We start from the raw sequence: 22328 nt of genomic DNA on the forward strand, positions 1-22328 counted from the left end.
AAAGTAAATTAGACAAGCTAATTTAATATGATTCTATAATGTCAACTTTTGAAATTTACACCTTAGAAAAAAATGTTATACTATAAACGATTTTAAAAACTTGCAATATAACATGACCATAAAAATCCACACGGAACAAGATTTCATAAAGATGCGGCGAGCTGGAAAATTAGCTGCAGAGACGCTTGATTTTATTACTGGTTACGTAAAACCGAACGTCACTACTAATAGTTTAAATAACCTTTGTCATAATTTTATTACTTCTCATAATGCGATTCCTGCACCGTTAAATTATAAAGGCTTTCCGAAATCGATTTGTACTTCTATAAATCATGTGGTTTGTCACGGCATTCCAAACGATAAACCATTAAAAAACGGTGATATAGTAAATATTGATGTTACAGTAATTTTAGACGGTTGGTACGGTGATACTAGCCGTATGTATTATGTCGGTGACGTAGCAATTAAGCCAAAGCGTCTTATTCAAATAACTTATGATGCAATGATGAAAGGGATTGAAGTAGTTAGACCTGGTGCTAAAATCGGTGATATCGGACATGCGATTCAAAGCTATGCCGAGAAACATAATTATTCTGTGGTTAGAGATTATACGGGTCACGGTATCGGAAGAGTTTTTCATGACGAGCCGTCAATATTAAATTACGGCCGCAGCGGCACAGGTCTAACGTTAGAAGAAGGGATGTTTTTCACCATTGAACCTATGATAAATGCTGGTCATTATGACACTATATTAAGTAAACTAGATGGATGGACGGTTACTACGCGTGATAAATCATTATCGGCTCAATTTGAACATACTATAGGTGTGACTAAAAATGGCTTTGAAATATTTACGTTATCACCTAAAAAACTTGATTATCCTCCGTACGAAATTGTAATATAAAAAGGTACAAGTTGATTGTATGGTTTAGTCGTTTCGTCATTGCGAAAAAAATTACGAAGTAATGTGACGAAGCAATCCAGTAAAAAATTCTGATTTACAGAATTTTTTTAATTATTTTCTAGATTGCAATGTCGCTTCTCTCCTCGCAATGACGGTGCGGGTATCCATGCAACAAATCCCTGCCTCCACGGGGATAACATCAGCAACATTTTTGTTATTTATAATTTGAATAAACATAAAGAATGTTAGAAAATAATTTGATAGAATTCGTTAATAAACATATTTCCAAACCAGCTTATAGAAAGAAATTTAAAGGAGATACAGCACGCAGCACAGCAGCGTATACTATAGTACTTGAGGATGCAAGTACCGGTTCCACGTCTACATTACATCTAGAATCACAGTTTGTAAAGATGTCTAATGATGAAATAGATACGCCGCATTATATAGGTCACCGTAAAAGAGTAAAAGAACGCTTCGTGGCCGCTGGAGCAGAACATTTTTCCGATTACGCATTACTTGTAGTAATGTTATTTACGACTATCCATCGGAAAGACGTAAAACCTCTTGCTAAAAAATTACTTGATCATTTTGATATTACGAATTTAATTAACCTTGATAAGGAAAGGCTACTTAGTATTAAAGGCACCAATGAAAATTTATATATTAATTTTGCTCTAATACGTGAGCTGATAAATAGAGTATTGAAACAAAAAATAATAAATAAAAATATTATTGCTGCTTGAAGTTCTTTGATTGATTATTTAAAGGTTAATATAGGTAACATGCGACTCGCGCAATTTCATATATTATTTTTGAATAAGAAAAATATTTTAATTACCGATGAGGTTTTAAGTCAAAGCACTATAGACCAAGCTGCGGTATATCCACGTGCGATAATTAAACGAGCTTTATTTACAAGAAGCAAGCAGCCTTATACTTGTGCATAATCATCAAAGCGGTAGCCCTAAACCTTCAAAAGCCAACATTCATATGACAAATAAGCTAGTAGAGAAATGCCAAACCGTAAAAATATTATGGTACATGATCACGTCATTATAAGTAATAACAAATATTATAGTTTTAAATCTAATATGTTACTATGAATATAAATAGCTATAGCACATTATTTATTTTTTCTTTTATAGCCACCGCTATATTAACATATATATTAACTAAATATCTTACTGCAATCGGTTTAGTTGATGTACCTAGTAGTCGTCGCTCTCATGATAAGATAACACCGCGCGGCGGCGGTCTCGCTATTGTCATTGTCGTAATGATTGCTTTGAGCGGGTTTGAATATATAATGAGCAATAACCTTGCTAATTCAATAAAAATATTACCGTTATTATTGATCATTGCATCGATTTCCTTTTTAGATGACTTAAAAGCTGTACCTATTCTAATTCGTTTAATAGTCCACTTAATTTGTGCAGCTTTTGCTATTTTTCTTTTTTCGCAGCTAAACTCTGTACATATACTAATATATTCTATTTTAGTTATAGCTTTAAGCGGTTTTATTAATATATATAATTTTATGGATGGTATAGACGGTATGAGTTGTGTCGAATCTATCCATCTATCTAGCACTATGCTTATATTATGTTTTTTACAATTTTCGATTATTGATAACCCATATTTTATAGCTAGTGTAAATGTTATTATTCTTGGTTGTTCTTGTGGTTTTTTAATATTTAATTGGCATCCGGCAAAAATATTTTTAGGCGACGTAGGAAGTATTAGCCTTGGATTCTTAACTGGTCTTTGTTTGGTCCTGCTTGCTCTTACAAATACTAATTTATTTATAGCTTGTGTTATTGCTAGTTTATATTACATTACCGATGCCGTACTAACCATATTAATTCGACTACTCAATAAAGAAAAAATTTGGCAGCCTCATCTAAAGCATTTTTTTCAAAAAGCAGTAAAAAAAGGTAAGTCTCATAAACAAGTAGTATCGATTATAGCAGTTTGTAATATATTTTTAATGATCATATCAGTTACATCTTTACATTTTCCTGTAATATCTATAATACTTGCTGTAGCCGTCATAACTTTAACAGTGCAAAGTTTATTAAAATGAAGCTAATTAAAGAAGATATTGATAAAATAGTTAGACGTATATTCGCCAAACAACATCCATTGCTTCCTGCAATCATGATTAACTGGAATAAAATAGTCGGGTTTAACTTCAGCAATAAAGCGTTACCTTTAAAAATCACCACCTATACTTATAAAAAACAAAAGATTAATACACTGTTTATACAAGCGGAAGATAATACCATTGCAGCAGAACTACCTTATTATCAAGATATTATTTTAGAACGTATTAAAATTTATTTAGGCTTTGCAGCAATACACAAAATGAATGTAACGTTTTACAAAGAAAAATCTAAGATAGGATGACGCTTTATACTATTCTTGCAAGCCATGGTGTTGTTTGAATGAGATCGATTTTTTTAGTTGTCATACCTGCGACTTAAGCGCGGTATCCAGATTAAAATGCTAAAATTACTAGCATTTTAAGTTATATTTTTGAACCACGTGGTATAGTACCAGACAGTTTTTGTTCTATGTCATTCCCGCGTAGGCATTGTTGCGTGGACCTGCTTTTCCTTCATTGAGAGAAAAATTACGTAGTAATTCGACGAAGCAATCTAGTAAAAAATTCTGATTTACAGAATTTTTTTATTATTTTTGCTGGATTGCAACGTCGCTTTGCTCCTCACAATGACGATTTGGTATCCATACAAGCAAAAAGAACAGCAATAAAAAAAGGAGCCTTTAATATTAAAGGCTCCTTTTTCGTGTTAATAACTTGTAAAAAGATTTGAGATCTAATTACATATCAAATCTTAATCCTGCCATTAAGTTATTACCTTTATAACGGGTTCCAGTAAATTTAACATTATTTCCGGCAATACTTTTAACATTAGCTTTTGATTTACCGTAATCTGTCCAGCTATAAACAAGTTCTGCCTTCACACCTTGTGCTACCTCAAATGAAGCGCCTAAAGATAATTGATAAGCAAAGTTAGTTTTGTTTTTAGTGGTTCCTGAAAAATTAGTACTACTAATAACATTATTATTAGCAACAACCTTAGTTGAAATATTTACTTTTTCCTTTACTAATGCAGCACCGACACCTGCTCCTGCAAACACTTTAAACATACTTACATCAATAAAGTCTGCATAACCGTTAAGTAATACACTTACAATAGTAGGTTTATGTTTTACTGATACTGTAGTAGCAGTGGTAGTACCACCAGGGCGGCCACTTGTAAGCACACATCCTGGAATTACAACACCATTAACAATAAGCTGTCCACCTGCTGAAACAACTGATGCTGCAGTTGCAGACTTTTTCATGTGGTTATTTGTTACCATTCCAATTGTAAAATCAGTTCTCAAATTATCCATGATATAATAACCTGCTCCAATATTACCGGTAAAACCTGTATTGGATTTTAACTTAACACTGCTATTTGAAAGTTTTGTTTTATCAAAAACCACGCCGCCAGCACTAAGTTTTAAATACCATTGATTTTCCATAGATGATGACATCGACGAACTAGTAGATGAACCTACAGAAGAACTCATATCACAATCAGCGAATGAAAGACCAGAAGTTAAAAGTGCTGTGCTTGCAGCTGCTATTACAAGTAATTTTTTCATATTGTTAAATTTTCCATTTAAATTTTATTAGTTGTTAGTAAAAACGATATTAGACAATAATTTTTATCTAAACTCGATAAAAAATAATTTTAAGTAACATTTCTAAGCCGCAGCTTAACATCACTCCATTGCTTGACCAGAGAGTCTAGTCTTTTTGTGTACTACTAGAGACCGTAGCCAAGCCACGATATGACATTGGTCTATTACCTAAAACTATTAATATATTCTTGTTAATTATATATCAAATCTTATACCAGCCGTTAAGTTGTGACTTTGATAACGCATGCCACCGGTTAGTACACTTGTTCCTTGGTAAATTACATTCTTACTTTTTGTTCTACCGTCATATATCCAGCTATAAGCTAGCTCTGCTTTAACACCGTCGGCAATTTGTGCAGAAGTACCTAAAGTTAGCCTGTAAGAGATATTAGTTCTGTTTTTAGTGTTAGATGAAAGACCTGTTATACCATTATATGTAATTTTCTCTTTAACTAATGCAGGACCAACACCGGCACCGGCAAAAACATCAAACAGATCAAAATTAGTTAAATCTACATAACCGTTAATAAGTAAACGTGTAATAGTAGGTTTATGGCTCACTGAAACGTTAGTACCGGTAAAAGGTGCATGAGTTGCAGATCCGGATGCCTTCAACTTTCCACCTATTATAGTACCTAATGTTAAATCGGCTCTAAAATTTTCAAAAATATAATAACCTATACCTAAATCAACCGGAACAGTCGTATTAGATTTTAATTTAACACTGGTTGCCTTATCTTGTTCTTTATTAAACATTGCTGCACCGGCATCCACTCTTAAATACCACTCATTACCCATGTCATCGGCAAATGATATACTAGAAGATAAAATTGTTGCACTTGTAGTAGCTATTAAAAGTAACTTTTTCATGGTTAGCACCTCAAATTAACTAATTAAACATTATCTATTAATGGCATAATATATAACATATCATATTTTTTAGTTCTATATTTAATCTGTAATTAGATTCATATAATAAAGCTTTTATCAAGTCTTGTGACAAAATAAACACATGTATTTAATTCATATTATTTATATATTTATTAAACTTATTTTTCTCATCTTTAAATTTATCAGCATCAGGCAAGGCAGGCTTGTTCTTGGTAATATTTTTCCATCCTTTATTTTCTATAAAATCTTTTGCACGTTCTACCCATTCTATTAACTCCGGTGATTCAGGTTTGATAGCATCTATAGGACAATCAGGCACACATACACCGCAATCTATACATTCATCAGGATTGATAACGAGCATAAATTCACCTTCGTAGAAACAATCTACAGGACATACTTCAACACAATCGGTATATTTACATTTTACACATTCATCGGTTACAACATAAGTCATTTTGTTATCTGTTTTTGATTTTATCGATTAATATAGAAGTTCTTAAAAGTAATACTAATAGAAAATATAATATAAAACTGATAAACATGATAATTAAAGGCTTTAGCATTGAAGAGTGAATAGTTGGACTCCCTAGCCTTAAAACACTAGCAGGCTGATGTAGGCTATACCAAATATTTACCGAAAATTTTACTATCGGTATATTGATCAGTCCGATAAGAGCAATAATAGAAGCAGGATTTTGTGCTTTTCTTATATTATCCGCACTATTCACTATGATAATATAGCTTAGATATAACAAAAATAATATGAGCATAGAAGTAAGCCTTGCATCCCAAGCCCACCATGTACCCCATATAGGCTTTCCCCATAAAGCACCTGTTATTAAGCTAATCAAAGTAAAAATAGCCCCAACGTAACTAGATGCTACAGCTAACAAATAGCTGATAGTAGTTTTCCATACTAGATAACTAAAGCTGCATGCTGCCATGAACACATAAATACCAAGTGCCATCCAAGAAGCAGGTACGTGAACATACATAATGCGTATAAACTCACCTTGTTGATAATCTATCGGCGAAACTATGAGGGCTAAATAAAGACCTATAATCATCATTACAAGAGTAGATATAGCTAACACATGTATTATAACCTTTGATAATTTATTAAAATAATAAGGTGTTAATAGTTTTAGCATATTTTCTTACTTCTTTATGTCATTCTTGCAGAAGGCTTGCGTGTATGGATAGATTTTTCATTTGTCATCCCGCAACTTGATCGCGGGATCTAACTAAAAATACTAAGATTTATTAGTATTTTTAAGTTATTTTTATGGATACCATGGTCAAGTCACGGTATGACATCGAGCATACTTGATAATCCACGCAAGCAATGCTCTACCATGATTATCGTATCCTCCTAAAAAACTCTTTCATTAATAGCCCAGAATCTTCAGCAAGAATTCCGCTATATATTTCCGGTCTATGAAAACAAGCACTACTGTTAAAATATCGTAAATTACTTTCAACTGCCCCGTGCTTAGAATCAGAAGCACCGTAAAACAAACGTTTTAACCTGCTATGAGCTATAGCCGCTGCACACATGGCACAAGGTTCTAAAGTAACGTAAATATCATAATCATTTAAATTTTTAGAAGATATAAGATTACACACTTCATTAATAGCAATAATTTCAGCATGATAAAGAGCGTTGTTTTTTTCTTCGGTATTATTATGACTATTAATAACGATTTTTTGATTTAACCTCTCTACCATCACCGCTCCGACCGGAACTTCATTTTTATCAAAAGCGAGCCGTGCTTGTTTTAAAGCTTGCTCCATGAAAAAGTTATTGAAACTCATTTCTTTATCTAACAATATATTCACGATAATTTACGTGTTCTTCGACTCCAAAAGGATCTTGGTGGATAATTATTTCAGCTTCCGGAAATTCCTGCAATATTTCACAAACAATCTCATCGCTAATTTTATGAGCATTATACAGTGACATATTGCCATCCATTTCCAAATGGAACTGAATAAAAGCTTTTTGACCGGCATATCTAGTTTTCATTTCGTGCATACCTTTTACCACTAAATGGTTATTAACTATCGAGATAATTTTTTGTCTATCTTGTTCAGGTAATTCGTGATCAACTAAATTTTTCAATGCCTTTTTAAATAAAGAATAAGACGAGTGAAATATATACAACGAAATAATTACTCCAAATAATGGATCAACAAACCAAAAGTAATCACTTAAATTTATAGAGATAATTACTATAACATTAGTAAGAAAGTCTGTAAAATAATGGAGCTTATCGGCTTTTACTATCTCAGAGCCTGTTTTGTTAATTACATAGGTTTGGTAAAGTACTAAAATAACCGTCAAAAATATACATACATACATTACAGTAGTACCGTCGCTAATATTCTCCGGTTTTGCTTTTTCAAATAAAAATTTAACTGAAGCAAAGCATACAAAAAAAGCAGAAGCAAAGAAAAATATCGATTGAGAAAAAATTGTCAAATCCTGCATTTTTTCATGCCCAAAGCGATGATGATGATCGGGCGGTTGCATGGCAAATCTCAAAGCTATTAAGTTAATAAAGGAAGAAGTTACATCAAGCATTGAATCAATTAAAGAAGCAAGAATTGATTGCGAATCGGTAACAACCCAAGCGTATAATTTTATACTTAAAATAATTAATGCTGTAGTAACCGATAAATAAGATGCTGATTTTATTAACCGATTACGGCTATTAGTATCCATGACAAATCTTTGCAATTTAATTTTGTTAGTTTAACAAAGAAAGTATAAAATTCAATGAGTTTTATACTTTACAAAATTCTAAAAACCATATACTTATTAAATGATATATTAATTTAGAGAGAATTATATGAAACTATTATCTAAAATTATGATTATAGCTCTTGCAGCTTCTATGGTACAAGCCTGTAACGGTCCGGGCGGTATGAATAAACAAGGTACAGGAACACTTCTTGGCGGTGCCGGCGGTGCATTACTTGGTTCTCAATTCGGTAAGGGAAAAGGAAATCTTGTCGGAGTAGGTGTAGGTGCATTACTTGGAGCAGTGCTTGGTGGACAAATAGGTGCAGGTATGGATGAGCAGGATAGAAGACTTGCAGAGCTCACCTCTCAAAGAGCTTTAGAATCAGCTCCTAGCGGTAGTAACGTAGAGTGGCGTAATACGGATAACGGCAATTACGGTTACGTAACACCTAATAAAACTTATAGAAATAGCAATGGTCAGTATTGCCGTGAGTACACTCAAACAGTTGTAATAGGCGGAAAACAACAAAAAGCATACGGTAATGCATGCCGCCAACCTGACGGACAATGGCAAGTTGTGAACTAAAGTGTCATACCGAAAAGTACCATATTTCATTCCCACGCAAGCGGGAATCCAGAAAAACGTGAAATTATCTTGAGCTTTTAATTTAAGAATTTAGTGTGTTATACTTTTTATCCTGCTTTCGCAGGAATGACATATACAACACGGGAGAGCATTTGTGACTTTCATAATAACAAGTACGGCGTTTAAACATAATGACCGCATTCCTGATAAATTTACTTGTAAAGGACAAAATGTTTCACCGCATCTAGAATGGAATAACGCTCCTTCAAATACTAAATCTTTTGCGCTTATCATGGATGACCCGGATGCACCGGTAGACATAGCACCACCGCACGGTATATGGAATCATTGGACAATATATTACTGAGCTTTCAGAAAGACAAATAGATTAGTAGTATTAAAATTTAAAAATAGCTGGAAAGAAAAAAAATACGCCGATCCTTGTCCACCTGCAGGCAAACCTAATCGTTATTTTTTTTTAAACTATATGCTCCAAATGATTCTATTGAACTTGACGAGAATGCTAGCAAGCAAAATTTAGTATTAGCGCTGCAAAAGCATTTATTAGCTAAAACTGCAATAATCGGTATTTATTCTACGTAATGTCATTCCTGCGGAATGCTGCATTAAACCGTCATTGTGATGAGCGAAGCGACGTGGTAATCCAGAAAAATAATAAAAAATTCTGTAAATCAGAATTTTTCACTGGATTTCTTCGTCAAAACTTGAAGTGTCTTCTCGCAATGACGAAACAATCAATCCACGTACGAATAACATAAAACTTTAAACACAAAATATTATCTTGGAAAAACCTATAATCGAATTTCGTAATGTATCTAAAAAATTCGGTAATAAATTGCCGATAAATAACGTTAGCTTTACCGTCAAAAAAAATAATATTACTACTTTAATTGGACCTAACGGTGCAGGTAAAACCACCATAGTACGATTAATGCTTGGCCTTGAAAAACCGACAAGCGGTGAGGTTATAATTGATTCCAAATTAAAAATCGGATATGTACCACAGAAATTCGGATTAACCCCTGATCTACCTATTACAGTAGAAAAATTTTTAGATTTGTTAGCACCTAGTAATTTTAATAGCAATATTAAAGAGATTAACTCATTTATTGATTTGGAACATATAAAAGAGCAAGATATTTCTCAACTCTCAGGAGGACAGTTTCAAAAGGTAGTGCTTGCATGTTCAATAGTTAATAATCCTGACTTAATTATTTTAGATGAACCGCTGCAATCTTTAGACGTAATAAGCCAGCAGGAATTTTATCAGCTTATTAATCTGATTCGTAAAAAGCTAAATATAACGGTTTTTATGATTTCTCATGATTTATTTACCGTAATAAAAAACTCCGATCAAGTGATATGCTTAAATGGTCACATATGTTGCAGCGGAATACCAAACGAAATAACTCCTAACTCTGAATTCTCAAACGCACTTTCTTCTCTAGGCTTCTATACTCACCAACACGACCATAAGCATTAGACTTATTCCAAATATTGCTTTAAATATCTGCCTGTATGGCTTTCCGTGCAAGCAGCAATATCTGCAGGAGTACCGCATACCACTATCTTACCGCCTTTGTCGCCACCTTCAGGACCAACATCAATAATATAGTCTGCTGTTTTTATCACATCTAGATTATGCTCAATAACTAAAACGGTATTACCCATATCAACAAGCTTATGTAAAACTTTCAGCAATTTATTAATATCGTCGATATGCAGTCCCGTAGTCGGTTCATCAAGTATATAAAGTGTTTTACCGGTTGAACGTCTTGATAATTCTTTAGCAAGCTTAACGCGTTGTGCTTCACCACCTGAAAGAGTAGTAGCAGATTGACCGATTTTAATATAGCCTAGTCCCACTTCATTTAAGGTAATTAATTTTTCATAGATTAACGGGATTTTCTCAAAAAATTGCATCGCATCTTCTACTGTCATCATCAAAATATCAGCAATAGATTTACCTTTATATTTTATTTCAAGAGTTTCTCTATTATATCTATGACCATTACAAATATCACATTTTACATATACGTCAGGTAGGAAATGCATTTCTATTTTAATCAGCCCGTCACCTTGGCATGCTTCACATCTCCCGCCTTTAACGTTAAACGAAAATCTGCCTACTTTATACCCTCTAGCTTTTGATTCAGGTAATGCCACAAACCAATCCCTAATATGAGTAAATGCTCCTGTATAAGTCGCAGGGTTTGAACGAGGAGTTCTACCTATCGGAGATTGATTAATATCGATAATTTTATCAATATATTCAAGTCCTTTTAATTCTCTATATTTGCCTGGAAAGACTTTGCTAGTCGGCTCTAAATGCTTTAAAGCTGCCTGATATAGAGTATGAATCATTAAGCTTGATTTACCGCTTCCTGATACTCCTGTTATAGCAGTAAACGTACCAAGCGGAATTTTGATATCAACATTATCTAAATTGTTGGAAACTGCCCCTAGTAATTCAATTGTCCTATTATCATGCCCTACTCTTGTTTCAGACGGTACTTTAATTGTTTTACGACCGCTTAGATATCTACCTGTAATACTTTCTTCAAAATTCTTTATTTCTTCAGCATTTCCTTCCGCGATAACACGACCGCCGTGAATACCGGCTCCCGGGCCTATATCAATAATATGATCTGCTTCATACATTGTTTCTTCGTCATGCTCGACTACCAAAACGGTATTACCTAAATCTCTAAGCCTTTTGAGCGTCTGAATTAATCTTGTATTATCTCGTTGATGCAGACCGATAGACGGCTCATCAAGTACATATAAAACACCGCTAAGCCTTGAACCTATTTGAGATGCAAGACGAATACGCTGACTTTCCCCTCCCGATAAAGTAGCTGCTTCTCTTGATAACGTTAGATACTCAAGCCCGACATCCATAAGAAATTTTAATCTCTCAGTAATTTCTTTGAGAATACGCTCAGCAATAAATAATTGCTTTTTATTTAATTTTTCTTCTAAGTTACTAAACCATTCTTGCAAGGCTGCAATACTCATACCTACTACTTCGCCTATATGAAGATTCGCTATTTTAACGCATAATGCTTCGTCTTTTAATCTAAATCCTGAGCAGGCGGTACATTTATGTGCTGACTTAAATTTAGCTAGTTCTTCTTTAATTAAAACCGATTCTATAGTACGGTCCTTTTCTTGCAAACTTGGTATTATACCGGCAAAAGGTTGTTTTATTATTTGCGTTTTAGAACCGTCATGAAATTCAAACTTTATTGCCTCTTCTCCTGAACCTTCAAATAAAATATCCTTAACATTTTGTGATAAACTTACAAAAGGTACGTCAATAGAAAATTTATAATGATCGGCAAGAGCCTTTAATGTCTCTAGGATAAATTTAGAAGATGTACTACCCCAAGGCACTATTGCACCGTCTTTAATAGAAATTCTTTGATCCGGAACAATTAATTCTCTATCAAAGAAAAACTCTTTACCTATCCCTTCACATTTAGGACACGCTCCAAAAGGGCTATTAAAAGAAAAGATTCGAGGCTCTATTTCCGTAAGCTGAAAACCCGATACCGGACAAGAATATTTCTCAGAAAAAGTAATACGCTGATTTTTTTCAAACTCGTTCTTAACTGCAGACGGCAATTCCACAATTTCCAAATAAGTAATACCTTCAGCAAGATTTAATGAACTCTCTAAGCTATCTGCAAGCCTATTACCTAAACTTTCGTCTAGAACTATTCTATCAACGATTACTTCTATATTATGTTTCTTATTTTTATCAAGTTTCGGCAAATCATCAATTTCGCAAACTTCCCCGTTAACTATTAATTTCTGAAAGCCTTGCTTTTTCAGATTTATAATTTCACGCTTAAATTCCCCTTTATGTCCTCTAACAATAGGAGCGAGTAAATATACTTTCGTACCTTTAGGTAGTTCGTTAATTATATCTACCATCTCAGAAACAGTTTGGCTATGTATCGGAAGACCGGTTGCAGGAGAGTAAGGAATACCTACCCTTGCATATAATAACCTAAGATAATCGTAAATTTCCGTTATAGTTCCAACCGTAGAACGCGGATTTTTAGAAGTAGTTTTCTGGTCAATTGCAATTGCCGGTGATAATCCGGAAATAGATTCTACATTAGGTTTATTTTGTAAATGTAAGAATTGCCTTGCATACGAAGATAAACTTTCAACATATCGCCTTTGACCTTCTGCATAAATAGTATCAAAAGCTAAAGAAGACTTGCCTGAACCACTAAGACCGGTGATAACAACAAATTTATTCCTTGGAATATCAACATTTATATTTTTTAGATTATGCTCTTTAGCCCCGCGTACCTTAATATATTCTTGGTTCATAATCACTTCACTACAAAATTTTTGAGATATTTTTTAAAAAACCTGTAGTATTATAGGCTCTTTTATTTTATTATTGCAATGATAATATTTTAAAATAGGTAGCAATCTATGGCAGGTAGTTTAAATAAAGTAATATTAATAGGTAATGTAGGGCGTGATCCGGAAATTAGAACTACGGGCGAAGGGAAAAAAATCATTAATCTTTCCTTAGCAACAACCGAAACTTGGAAAGATCGTATTACCAGCGAACGAAAAGAACGAACTGAATGGCATAGAGTAGTGATATTTAGTGAAGGATTAGTATCTGTTGTAGAACGCTATGTAGCAAAAGGTAGTAAATTATATATTGAAGGTTCATTACAAACCCGTAAGTGGAATGATAATTCAGGTCAAGAAAAATATACCACGGAAGTTGTGTTACAAAACTTTAATTCACAATTAATATTATTAGATAGTAAAAACTCTAATAATCATAATCAAGATTCAGGGCATAGCGAATATAAGCATACTGAAACTAAAAATCATTCCTTTGATCATAGCGACTTAGACGATGAAATACCGTTTTAATTATTTGCTACCGTCATTGCAAGAAAAATTACGTGGTAATTCGACGAAGCAATCCAGTAAAAAATTCTGTAAATCAGAATTTTTGTATTATTTTTTCTAGATTGCCACGCTCCATACGGTCGCTCGCAATGACGATTTGGTATCCACGCAGGAATATTGTTAAAGACATATCAGTAACTTCTACCAAATATTACCTCTAAATATTATGAAAAAACTTCTTTATATAATATTCCTTGCATCAATATTTCTCTCAGGGTGTTCTACCATTCATGATGTAGCTAGTAGGGTAAAGCATTCGCAAGATATAGCAACTCAAAATAACTTTCAGATGAGGCTAGTAAGCGGAGGTGATTTTACTCTTACTACTTATCAGCGTATTACCGCTAGTGACCTACCTTTTGTATTCTATATTGAGGGAGATGGGCATCTTTCGGATGGCTACGTTAACTCTGAAAACCCTACTCCTGTTAATCCGATGCTCTTGAAGCTTGCTACAATCGACAAAAGACCGAATGTTGTTTATATAGCACGACCTTGTCAATATACTCCTTTAGAGATGAATCCAAAATGCATTAGCGATTATTGGTTAGATAAAAGAATGGGACAGGAAGTCGTAGATTCAATTAACAATGTAATAAATATTATCAATAACGGACAAAAATTTAGCTTAGTCGGCTTCTCCGGTGGCGGCGGGCTTACAATATTAATTGCCGCTCAAAATAATAATGTTAAAGATATTATAACGATTGCAGGTAATTTAGATACTAAAAAGTTTGATAAATATCATAATTATCGCGGTTACTTAGTTAAATCGTTAAACCCGATAAATTATGCAAAACAGGTTAATAATGTTCCTCAATTACATCTATCCGGCATGGATGACAAAAGAGTCCCACCTTTCATAGCAGAGCTTTACGTACAAACAAGTAACTCATCATGTGTAAAAAAACAAACTTTGCCTAATATTTCTCATGCAAAAGGTTGGGATAAAGTTTGGGCTAATATATTAGATATTCCTCTGATTTGTAATTAAGCATTAGGAAATATTATTAATCTATTTAAACATATAAGACAAAATCCGTTATTCATTTTTATACACAACAGTATCATTCTTTTTACAATTTAATTTTTTATACAAGAATTATGCTAGGCTATAAAAAAAGAATAAAGCAGTTTGATAAAAGAACAGAAACAAGCTGTAGGGTTGTGATCTGTAGGAACCTTATTGGAATATTTTGATCTTATGCTTTATGTCCATATGTCGGTCCTTCTTAATGAGCGTTTTTCCAAAAGCCGATGCTTATGCTATTTCGCTTTACTCTATAGCAGTTTTATGTTCTACTTTTATCTTGAGAGATCTCGTTTTCGGATATTTAGGCGATACATATGGACGCAAAACTACAGTAGTAATAACAATTCTGATGATGGATACTTCATGCATAGTCATGGCATTACTTCCTACTTACAATGCAATTGGTATAACAGCTTCTATTATAATAATATTATGTAGAATTGTTCAAGGTATGTATGCAATTGGAGAGGTAATAGGAACAGAAATTTATTTAACTGAGTTTACTAAACCTCCAATACAATATCCTATTGTAGCCTTAGCTACGGTTTTCGCTACTGTAGGAACTTTCGCAGCTTTAGGGGTTGCTACTATTGTTACTTCTTATTGCTTTAATTGGCGTTATGCATTTGGTATCGGTGCAATTATTGCCGTTGTAAGAACATTAGTAAGAACCGCATTACGAGAAACTCCTGAATTTGCTAAAATGCAAAGCTTAAATTACTTAAAACTGTTTTTATTTTGCATATATTTATTGCGGTGATATTCTTATAACCAAATTTAACTGTACTCCTGAACAAATTATAAAACAAAATTTCAAATTATCTATGATAGAACTTATAAGCATAATAATAGTATGCAGCATTAAGTTATAAGATATATCTTTTAAAAATTCTAAAAGCATTATTAGGTATTTTTCAATATTACTATGTCTATATTTATTAAATAAAGCTTCTAATCCAAATTAAATATTCATTATTCAATCACTTATCATGGCTTTTGCCCTTAATATTATACCGGCTGTACAAAATTGTTTGAGACATTTTCCAATCTTTAAACGCTTTACTTTCGTAACATTTACATATGCTTTATCAGTTGCTTGTATTTATGTTATTAGCTCTTTTGGTTTTCCTCATTTAATAAAAACCTTTGGAAACTGGTGAGTATTACCAATAAGTATTGGATTTGTATTTAGTATATTTCATTTTGAAAAACTGGAGAAAAAAAGTGGAAATTATCAAACAAAATCTTTTGCACCTTCTCCAGTTATGTCTGCTTAATTGATAAATATTTTGTGCCTTTTATTATTAACTGGCAGCAGGTACAAAAGCATTATCACCACCTAACAAGCAAATATCATCATTTATATTTTGGTTATCAATTATTTCGTTAAGCTGGTTTTCTATAGTCATAATTTTAAATTTTGTAAATTTATCAACTATCAGATCTTGTATACTAGCAGTTATTTTGTCTATATCGGTTGTATTATTAAGTTCTTTAGCTTGTGTATTATCTCTTCTATAGTATCTTTTATTAGAGCTTTATCTTTAGCATTTATTGCAATTAGTGTCTACTTTATCGTTTATTACATCAGCCAACTTTTGAAAATTCATTAAATTTTTATTTCTAGATATTTCTCAATTATCACTTTGCTTTTATTATCTATATTATCTTGCTCTAAATCTATATACGTAATAGTAGTATTTTCTCTTAAAACTTCAATAATCACTTTTGCTCATTCAGGTGTTATTTTATTACCTAAAATATCAAGATGCTTTAAAGTTCTATTATTTGTTAAGAATTCAGTTATTAACTTTACTCCCTCATTATCTATATTGTGATTGTGTAAATCTAGATGTACAATATTATTGTTGAACTTTGAAGCTGGTATAATTGCTTTAATTCCTATAATCCCTATATCATTTCCACCAAAGTAAATATGAGTAAGAGTAGTAATTTATAAAATTTCAGCTAGAATATATGATCACCTAAATTACTGAAACTAACGTCAAACTTCTCTAAGTTTTTACTCGCTTTTAGGGCTTCAGTAATAATTTTTATTCCCATACTACTTATTTCGCTACCTGAAAAATTAATAGTAGTAGTTGTATTAATGCTTTTTTTATCAGCTATTAGCTCTGTTAATTCATCTCTTATTGTTTAATAACAAATATTAATAGAAGTAGAATTATAGAAAAGTTATTTATAGTTTTAATGAGTTCCTTATTTATGAAAGTGATAATTATTTTTGCGTGTAGCTAGTCTTCGTTCTTATATATATTTGTTTTATTGAGTTGATTATTTGGTTCGTGTACTCTTAAAATAAATAAGTCATATAAAATTATTTTTATAACTAAACTTAATACTGTTGCACATTTATTATTAATATGCTGAATAGCTTGATTGGTCATTCTAGGTATTAGTAACTCACTTACCTTATTAAACAGTTCCATATAGCTAAGGTTAATGCTTTGTCTCCTTTACTAGTAGCTTTACTTATTCAACAATATCCATTTTGGCAATTAAATGCTGTGCTTCTGTTTTATTTCCTGCCTTTATTATCTCTATTAGTTTTTGATATGAAAGTTGTAATTGCCATTTAAACATAACTATACCCTTATTAAATTCTATAAATCTTAATTTTTTTGTTAAAAATGCGCTTATAGACAGAATTATAACAAAGAGTTTAAAAAAATAGAAATTTAACTAGAAGTATGAATAAATAAATTGGAATTGATTTAAGAGATATATGAATATAGAGGATTAGAGGAAATAATAGAAAATTTTAATAAATGGTAATAATTACATAATATATATTAGTTAATTATTTTAAATAATTAGTTTCTAGATTTAAGTAACAACAATCTCATTAGCAATTGAGGCTGTGCCTGCTTCACTTAAGTACAATGACTGCTCTAAGTTACGGTGTTTCACTAAGCCTTACAGCTTAACACCGCCTTTAGCATACACCATCTTGGTATTTAATTAGCGGCGTTCAAGTATTCGCCTCGGTTGAACTTTTGTTGCAATGTTGATGCTTAGAACGAACTAGCTCCGCAGTTAAAAATGAATTAGATTAAAGCGGCTTGTTGTTTAGTAAAATGATTAATATTTCTTTTTATGGGATAGTAAATTTACTATTTAGAAGAAAGAGAAAAGCTGCTCAGTTTAGAGATTTGGTGAAAGACAATTAATAAAAATTAGTTTTATCGAACCTTTCATTAAACGGTAAAAAGTTCGATTTCATGCTGCATCTGCAGTTTGATATTCTTGTAGCAATACCCAAAAATGAAGAATGGCGCACCCTAAAGGATTCGAACCTCTGACACACAGATTAGAAATCTGTTGCTCTATCCAGCTGAGCTAAGGGTGCTAACATTTACGGTGAACTTTATATCAGTTTAAGCAAACTTTTTCAAGTATTCTTTTTTGATTAAAAATAATAAGCAAATATGATAAAAAATATTCATGGATAAATTCTATAATTATAACTCTTCTTTACATCAGGTATTACTTAATCTTAAAGTAAAGCCTAATTCTAAACAAAATCTAATTAGTAATTTTGTAATTATCAATAATATTCCATATCTAAAATTATCTATAAAAGCAACACCGGAAAAAGGTAAAGCTAATGAAGAAATCATAAATTATTTAGCAAAAGCATGGAAATTATCACGTAGTAATATCGAAATTATTAAAGGTCATACTCATAGCGTAAAAACGATATTGATAAAAAATATTAATGAAGACTATTTAAATTTTATTATTAATTCCTATATTAGATAGGGTGCAGTTGTTGCTAGGCTGCCGATGTCATTCACGCGTAGGCGGTCATTTTATTAATTATAAAATTCCATAATAAGATATTTTTAATGTTCTTTTTGGATTCCAGCGCACGCGGGAATGACATAGAAAGTCATATGACTAAAAAATAATTCATTAACTGGAATAATTATGACACAAGAAAAGAAAAAGTTTGATGCCGAGGTCGGCAAGATTTTAAATTTAATGATTCACTCTCTGTATAGCAATAAAGAGATTTTTATGAGGGAGTTAATTTCCAATGCTTCGGATGCTTGCGATAAATTACGTTATTTATCTCAAAGTCATAGCGAATTAGTAGCTAGTGATAGTAATTTTAAAATTACGGTTAAAGTCGATAAAGATAACTGGCAGATTATTATCCGTGATAACGGTATCGGCATGAATAAAGAGGATTTAATTGATAATTTAGGTACTATTGCAAGATCTGGTACGGCAAATTTTCTTAAAAGCCTCTCCGGTGATTCTAAAAAGGATAATATGCTAATCGGTCAATTTGGTGTTGGATTTTATTCAAGCTTTATGGTGGCCGATAAAGTGACTGTAACCTCAAGAAAAGCAGGCGAAGATACAGTCCATGTTTGGGAATCAGACGGGCTTGGCGAGTATATTGTTTCAGATTCAGATAAAGAATTCACAAGAGGCACGGAAATTATTTTACATATCAAAAAAGAAGAAGATATATTCCTTGATCATTTCAGGTTAAAACACATCGTTAAAAGCTATTCCGATCACGTAGCAGTACCAATATATTTCTTTGATGAAGCCGGTAATAATGAAATCCAGCTTAATTCAGCTTCTGCATTATGGACAAGACCGAAATCAGAAATTACGGAAGAACAATATAAAGAATTCTACAAAAGCCTATCTTATGCCGTTGATGACCCTTGGATAACTATGCATAATAAAAACGAAGGAGCTATAGAATTTACTAACCTGCTTTTCATTCCTTCAAGTAAAACATTTGACTTATTTCATCCTGATCGTAAAAGGCGAGTCAAATTATATATAAAAAGAGTGTTTATTTCTGATGAGAATATTGATTTAATTCCGTCATATTTAAGATTTTTACGAGGCGTGGTTGATTCAGAAGACTTACCGTTAAATATTAGCCGTGAGTCATTACAGCATAATAGTGTACTTGAGAAAATCAAAAATGCTATTACAAAAAGAGTGCTTGGTGAGCTTAGAAAAAAGAAAGAGGAATCATCTGAAGAATATAATAAGTTTTGGGCTAATTTCGGTGGGGCTTTAAAAGAGGGTTTATGTGAAGCTACTACCGACCATGAAAAATTATTAGAGGTATGCATATTCAGAAGTGCCTTACATAATAAAATGATTAGCCTTGACGAATATATAGCAGGATTTAAAGAGGAACAGAATACTATATATTATTTAAGCGGTGATAACCCAGATAAATTACTTTCAAGTCCACAAATTGAAGGATTATTAAGTAAAAATATCGATGTATTACTTTTTACCGATACAGTGGATGATTTTTGGGTAAATGTTAATAGCGAGTATAAAGGACATGCTATTAAGTCAGCGACAAGAAGCGATATCGATGTAGAGCAAACTACTTCACAATCTGAAGATAAAAATACACATAGTAAAAAATCCGATGATGAATATAAATTGCTAACAGATTATTTTAAAGAAACACTTGGGAAATTAGTAAAAGAAGTTAAGATCTCTAAAAAACTTACTTCAAGCCCTGCTTGTCTTGCCGTTAGCGACTCTGCTATGGATATTCGTATGGAGAGATTTTTGATTGAGCAGAAACAAATAACTGCTGCATCCGCTAAAAATTTAGAGCTCAATCCTAAAAATAAAATCATAGAAAAAATCTTTAACGACTTAAAAGCAAATAATAAAAATAATGAAGAATTGGTTAATCTAATATTTGATCAAGCCTGTATTTTAGAGGGTGAACCGGTTGCCGATACAGGTGCATTTTCAAAGAGATTAAACGATATTGTACAAAAAGCTATATTATAACTTTAAACTTTTTTAATTTTAATGTAGAATAGTTGCACTCCGTTGTCATCCCGCGGCTTGATCGCTTGATCCAGTAGAAATACTAGTATTTTTTATTGTTTTTATGGATCCCATGGTCAAGCCACGGGATGACACAGTATATTTTACAATTCACATAAAAAACTTCAAACAAATAATAGTTCTAATGTCTTATTACGATACTATATTTAGCAAACATATAGACAAAATTAAGGGCGAAGGAAGGTATCGAGAATTTAAAGCCTTAAAAAGACAAGCCGATAATTTTCCTTTTGCAGAACATGCTAATAAACAAATAGTTATGTGGTGCATTAATGACTATTTAGGTATGAGTAAACATGCAAAAGTAATGCAAGCTTCTATAGAGACATTGCTAAAATACGGTGTTGGATCAGGCGGAACTCGCAATATCGGCGGCAATAATATTGCCATTCTTGAGCTTGAAAAAGAACTTGCAGATTTACACAAAAAGCAAGCAGCTTTAGTTTTTACATCTGGTTTTGTTGCAAATGATACAACGCTTGCAAGTCTTGCTAAAATCATGCCGGATATAGTATTTTTCTCCGATGAGCTAAATCATGCATCAATCATTGCAGGAATTACAAGTTCAAGAGCCGAGAAATATATATATAGACATTTAGATGTTAAACATCTAGAAGAGCTTTTGCAATCAATCGATATTAATAGGCCGAAAATTATTGTTTTTGAATCGGCTTACTCTATGGACGGTTTCTTCTCACCTATCAAAGATATAATCAACTTAGCCAAAAAATATAATGCTTTAACCTTTATCGACGAAGTCCATACGGTCGGTTTGTACGGTAAACAAGGCGGCGGTATGGCTGAGCTTCTTAATTGTAGCGATCAAATCGATATTATTCAAGGAACGCTTGCCAAAGCATACGGCACTATCGGCGGTTATATCACTAGCACCCATAATTTAGTCAATGCTATAAGATTAACCGCTCCAGGATTTATTTTCACTACTTCATTACCGCCGGTAATTTCTACCGCTGCAACGCATAGTATTAGACATCTTAAAGAATCAAATGAAGAACGAATAACACATCAAGAAGTAGTGATAAAACTTAAAAACTCTTTTGAAAATTTTAATATACCTTATTTGAAAAATGAAAGTCATATAGTGCCAATAATTATTGGTGATCCGATTAAAGCGGCGAGAGCCTCAAATATGCTCCTTAATGAGTACAGTATTTACGTTCAACATATCAATTTTCCAACCGTACCGAGAGGTACGGAACGCCTCCGAATCATACCAACCCCTGCCCATACCAATAAAATGATCAATGATTTGTCTATAGCCTTAGTGCATATATTTGCCGAACTTGATATAGAATTATCTTCTACAAAAGAACTAAACGAAGAAGTACGTTTGAATCTTATTGCATAAAGTCATTGTGAGGGAAATTACGAAGTAATTGACAAAGCAAGTAAGAAAAAAAATTCTGATTTACCGAATTTTTTTAATTATTTTCTGGATTGCCACGTCGCTTTGCTCCTCGCAATGACGATTTTGCCTCCACACAACCACACATTCACACGTAGGCGGGAATGATATAATATCCATGCAGCAATACTTTTGGTTGTTTAGCTTGTGATAATATCTATCTTTAATTTA

General features: G+C 32.5%; 20 protein-coding genes, 1 tRNA gene and 5 pseudogenes. 15 read left to right on the plus strand and 11 right to left on the minus strand.

What is annotated here, in order from left to right; genetic code table 11:
• Window positions 1-112 precede the first annotated feature (112 nt).
• Window positions 113-904 carry a type I methionyl aminopeptidase gene (map, locus tag A1C_RS05705; protein ID WP_012150133.1) on the plus strand — a complete coding sequence of 264 codons (792 nt, stop codon included), beginning with the start codon at window positions 113-115 and terminating at the stop codon, window positions 902-904.
• Between the two features lie 26 nt (window positions 905-930).
• On the opposite strand, the pseudogene A1C_RS09630 reads toward map, so the two are convergent.
• A pseudogene (locus tag A1C_RS09630) lies at window positions 931-1015 on the minus strand (lytic transglycosylase domain-containing protein); the annotation flags it as partial.
• Window positions 1016-1317: 302 nt separating this feature from the next.
• Here A1C_RS09630 and A1C_RS05710 point away from each other — a divergent pair.
• From A1C_RS05710 to A1C_RS05725, 4 genes and pseudogenes are all read left to right on the plus strand, one after another.
• On the plus strand, window positions 1318-1650 hold the full coding sequence (locus A1C_RS05710) for a UPF0758 domain-containing protein (protein ID WP_052290669.1): 333 nt from the start codon (window positions 1318-1320) through the stop codon (window positions 1648-1650).
• A gap of 6 nt (window positions 1651-1656) precedes the next feature.
• Window positions 1657-1966 (plus strand): annotated as a pseudogene (locus A1C_RS07385) (JAB domain-containing protein).
• Between the two features lie 40 nt (window positions 1967-2006).
• Window positions 2007-2990, plus strand: a complete 984-nt coding sequence (locus A1C_RS05720) for an MraY family glycosyltransferase (RefSeq protein WP_012150134.1) — start codon at window positions 2007-2009, stop codon at window positions 2988-2990.
• Window positions 2987-3313, plus strand: a complete 327-nt coding sequence (locus A1C_RS05725; RefSeq protein WP_012150135.1) for a DciA family protein — start codon at window positions 2987-2989, stop codon at window positions 3311-3313. Before A1C_RS05720 ends, A1C_RS05725 begins: the two co-directional genes overlap by 4 nt.
• Window positions 3314-3517: 204 nt before the next feature.
• Here A1C_RS05725 and A1C_RS09640 read toward each other — a convergent pair.
• From A1C_RS09640 to A1C_RS05755, 7 genes and pseudogenes are all read right to left on the minus strand, one after another.
• Window positions 3518-3608: pseudogene (locus A1C_RS09640) on the minus strand (lytic transglycosylase domain-containing protein); the annotation flags it as partial.
• 140 nt (window positions 3609-3748) lie between these two features.
• The gene (locus A1C_RS05730) at window positions 3749-4582 is read right to left on the minus strand and encodes an outer membrane protein (RefSeq protein ID WP_012150136.1); all 834 of its coding nucleotides are present in this window, start codon (window positions 4580-4582) and stop codon (window positions 3749-3751) included.
• Between the two features lie 234 nt (window positions 4583-4816).
• Complete coding sequence (locus A1C_RS05735; protein ID WP_012150137.1) at window positions 4817-5491, minus strand: outer membrane protein; 675 nt, start codon at window positions 5489-5491, stop codon at window positions 4817-4819.
• Between the two features lie 148 nt (window positions 5492-5639).
• Window positions 5640-5969: a ferredoxin FdxA gene (fdxA, locus tag A1C_RS05740; RefSeq protein ID WP_012150138.1), complete on the minus strand. Its 330-nt coding sequence runs from the start codon at window positions 5967-5969 to the stop codon at window positions 5640-5642.
• Window positions 5970-5973: 4 nt separating this feature from the next.
• Window positions 5974-6666 (minus strand): heme ABC transporter permease, encoded by a 693-nt coding sequence (locus A1C_RS05745; RefSeq protein ID WP_012150139.1) that lies wholly within the window; start codon window positions 6664-6666, stop codon window positions 5974-5976.
• A 208-nt stretch (window positions 6667-6874) separates the two neighbouring features.
• Window positions 6875-7354: a nucleoside deaminase gene (locus tag A1C_RS05750; RefSeq protein WP_012150140.1), complete on the minus strand. Its 480-nt coding sequence runs from the start codon at window positions 7352-7354 to the stop codon at window positions 6875-6877.
• A complete protein-coding gene (locus tag A1C_RS05755; RefSeq protein WP_012150141.1) occupies window positions 7335-8240 on the minus strand; it encodes a cation diffusion facilitator family transporter in 906 nt (301 codons plus the stop codon). The genes A1C_RS05750 and A1C_RS05755 overlap by 20 nt, the downstream gene beginning before the upstream one ends.
• 127 nt (window positions 8241-8367) lie before the next feature.
• On the opposite strand from A1C_RS05755, the gene A1C_RS05760 reads away from it, so the two are divergent.
• The 3 genes and pseudogenes from A1C_RS05760 (at window position 8368) to A1C_RS05770 (ending at window position 10351) form a co-directional block, all read left to right on the plus strand.
• Window positions 8368-8847: an RT0821/Lpp0805 family surface protein gene (locus A1C_RS05760; protein ID WP_012150142.1), complete on the plus strand. Its 480-nt coding sequence runs from the start codon at window positions 8368-8370 to the stop codon at window positions 8845-8847.
• A 154-nt stretch (window positions 8848-9001) separates the two neighbouring features.
• Window positions 9002-9388, plus strand: a pseudogene (locus tag A1C_RS05765) (YbhB/YbcL family Raf kinase inhibitor-like protein).
• Window positions 9389-9649: 261 nt separating this feature from the next.
• Complete coding sequence (locus A1C_RS05770) at window positions 9650-10351, plus strand: ATP-binding cassette domain-containing protein (protein WP_012150144.1); 702 nt, start codon at window positions 9650-9652, stop codon at window positions 10349-10351.
• Between the two features lie 2 nt (window positions 10352-10353).
• Here the strand turns inward: A1C_RS05770 and uvrA are convergent, their stop codons facing one another.
• Complete coding sequence (gene uvrA, locus A1C_RS05775) at window positions 10354-13215, minus strand: excinuclease ABC subunit UvrA (protein WP_012150145.1); 2862 nt, start codon at window positions 13213-13215, stop codon at window positions 10354-10356.
• 108 nt (window positions 13216-13323) lie between these two features.
• Here uvrA and A1C_RS05780 point away from each other — a divergent pair, with 108 nt between their 5' ends.
• The 4 genes and pseudogenes from A1C_RS05780 to A1C_RS08965 all read left to right on the plus strand — a co-directional run bounded on the left by A1C_RS05780 (window position 13324) and on the right by A1C_RS08965 (window position 16131).
• A complete protein-coding gene (locus tag A1C_RS05780) occupies window positions 13324-13782 on the plus strand; it encodes a single-stranded DNA-binding protein (protein WP_012150146.1) in 459 nt (152 codons plus the stop codon).
• 205 nt (window positions 13783-13987) lie between these two features.
• Window positions 13988-14815, plus strand: coding sequence for an alpha/beta hydrolase family protein (locus tag A1C_RS05785; protein WP_012150147.1), 828 nt, complete (start codon window positions 13988-13990; stop codon window positions 14813-14815).
• A 241-nt stretch (window positions 14816-15056) separates the two neighbouring features.
• Entirely contained in the window at window positions 15057-15614 is a 558-nt protein-coding gene (locus tag A1C_RS08960; protein WP_012150148.1) for an MFS transporter, read from the plus strand.
• A gap of 229 nt (window positions 15615-15843) precedes the next feature.
• A pseudogene (locus A1C_RS08965) lies at window positions 15844-16131 on the plus strand (hypothetical protein).
• Window positions 16132-16586: 455 nt separating this feature from the next.
• Here the strand turns inward: A1C_RS08965 and A1C_RS09645 are convergent.
• Both A1C_RS09645 and A1C_RS05805 read right to left on the minus strand, forming a co-directional pair.
• Entirely contained in the window at window positions 16587-16808 is a 222-nt protein-coding gene (locus A1C_RS09645; RefSeq protein WP_157211928.1) for a hypothetical protein, read from the minus strand.
• 1339 nt (window positions 16809-18147) lie between these two features.
• A tRNA-Arg gene (locus tag A1C_RS05805) sits at window positions 18148-18224 on the minus strand.
• Window positions 18225-18319: 95 nt separating this feature from the next.
• Between A1C_RS05805 and A1C_RS05810 the strand changes: the two genes are divergently transcribed.
• From A1C_RS05810 to hemA, 3 genes are all read left to right on the plus strand, one after another.
• Complete coding sequence (locus A1C_RS05810; protein ID WP_012150154.1) at window positions 18320-18637, plus strand: A1G_07140 family DUF167 domain protein; 318 nt, start codon at window positions 18320-18322, stop codon at window positions 18635-18637.
• Between the two features lie 168 nt (window positions 18638-18805).
• Window positions 18806-20671, plus strand: a complete 1866-nt coding sequence (gene htpG, locus A1C_RS05815; protein WP_012150155.1) for a molecular chaperone HtpG — start codon at window positions 18806-18808, stop codon at window positions 20669-20671.
• A gap of 184 nt (window positions 20672-20855) precedes the next feature.
• A complete protein-coding gene (gene hemA, locus A1C_RS05820; RefSeq protein ID WP_012150156.1) occupies window positions 20856-22100 on the plus strand; it encodes a 5-aminolevulinate synthase in 1245 nt (414 codons plus the stop codon).
• Window positions 22101-22328 lie beyond the last annotated feature (228 nt).

Source organism: Rickettsia akari str. Hartford, from assembly GCF_000018205.1.
Lineage (GTDB): Bacteria > Pseudomonadota > Alphaproteobacteria > Rickettsiales > Rickettsiaceae > Rickettsia > Rickettsia akari.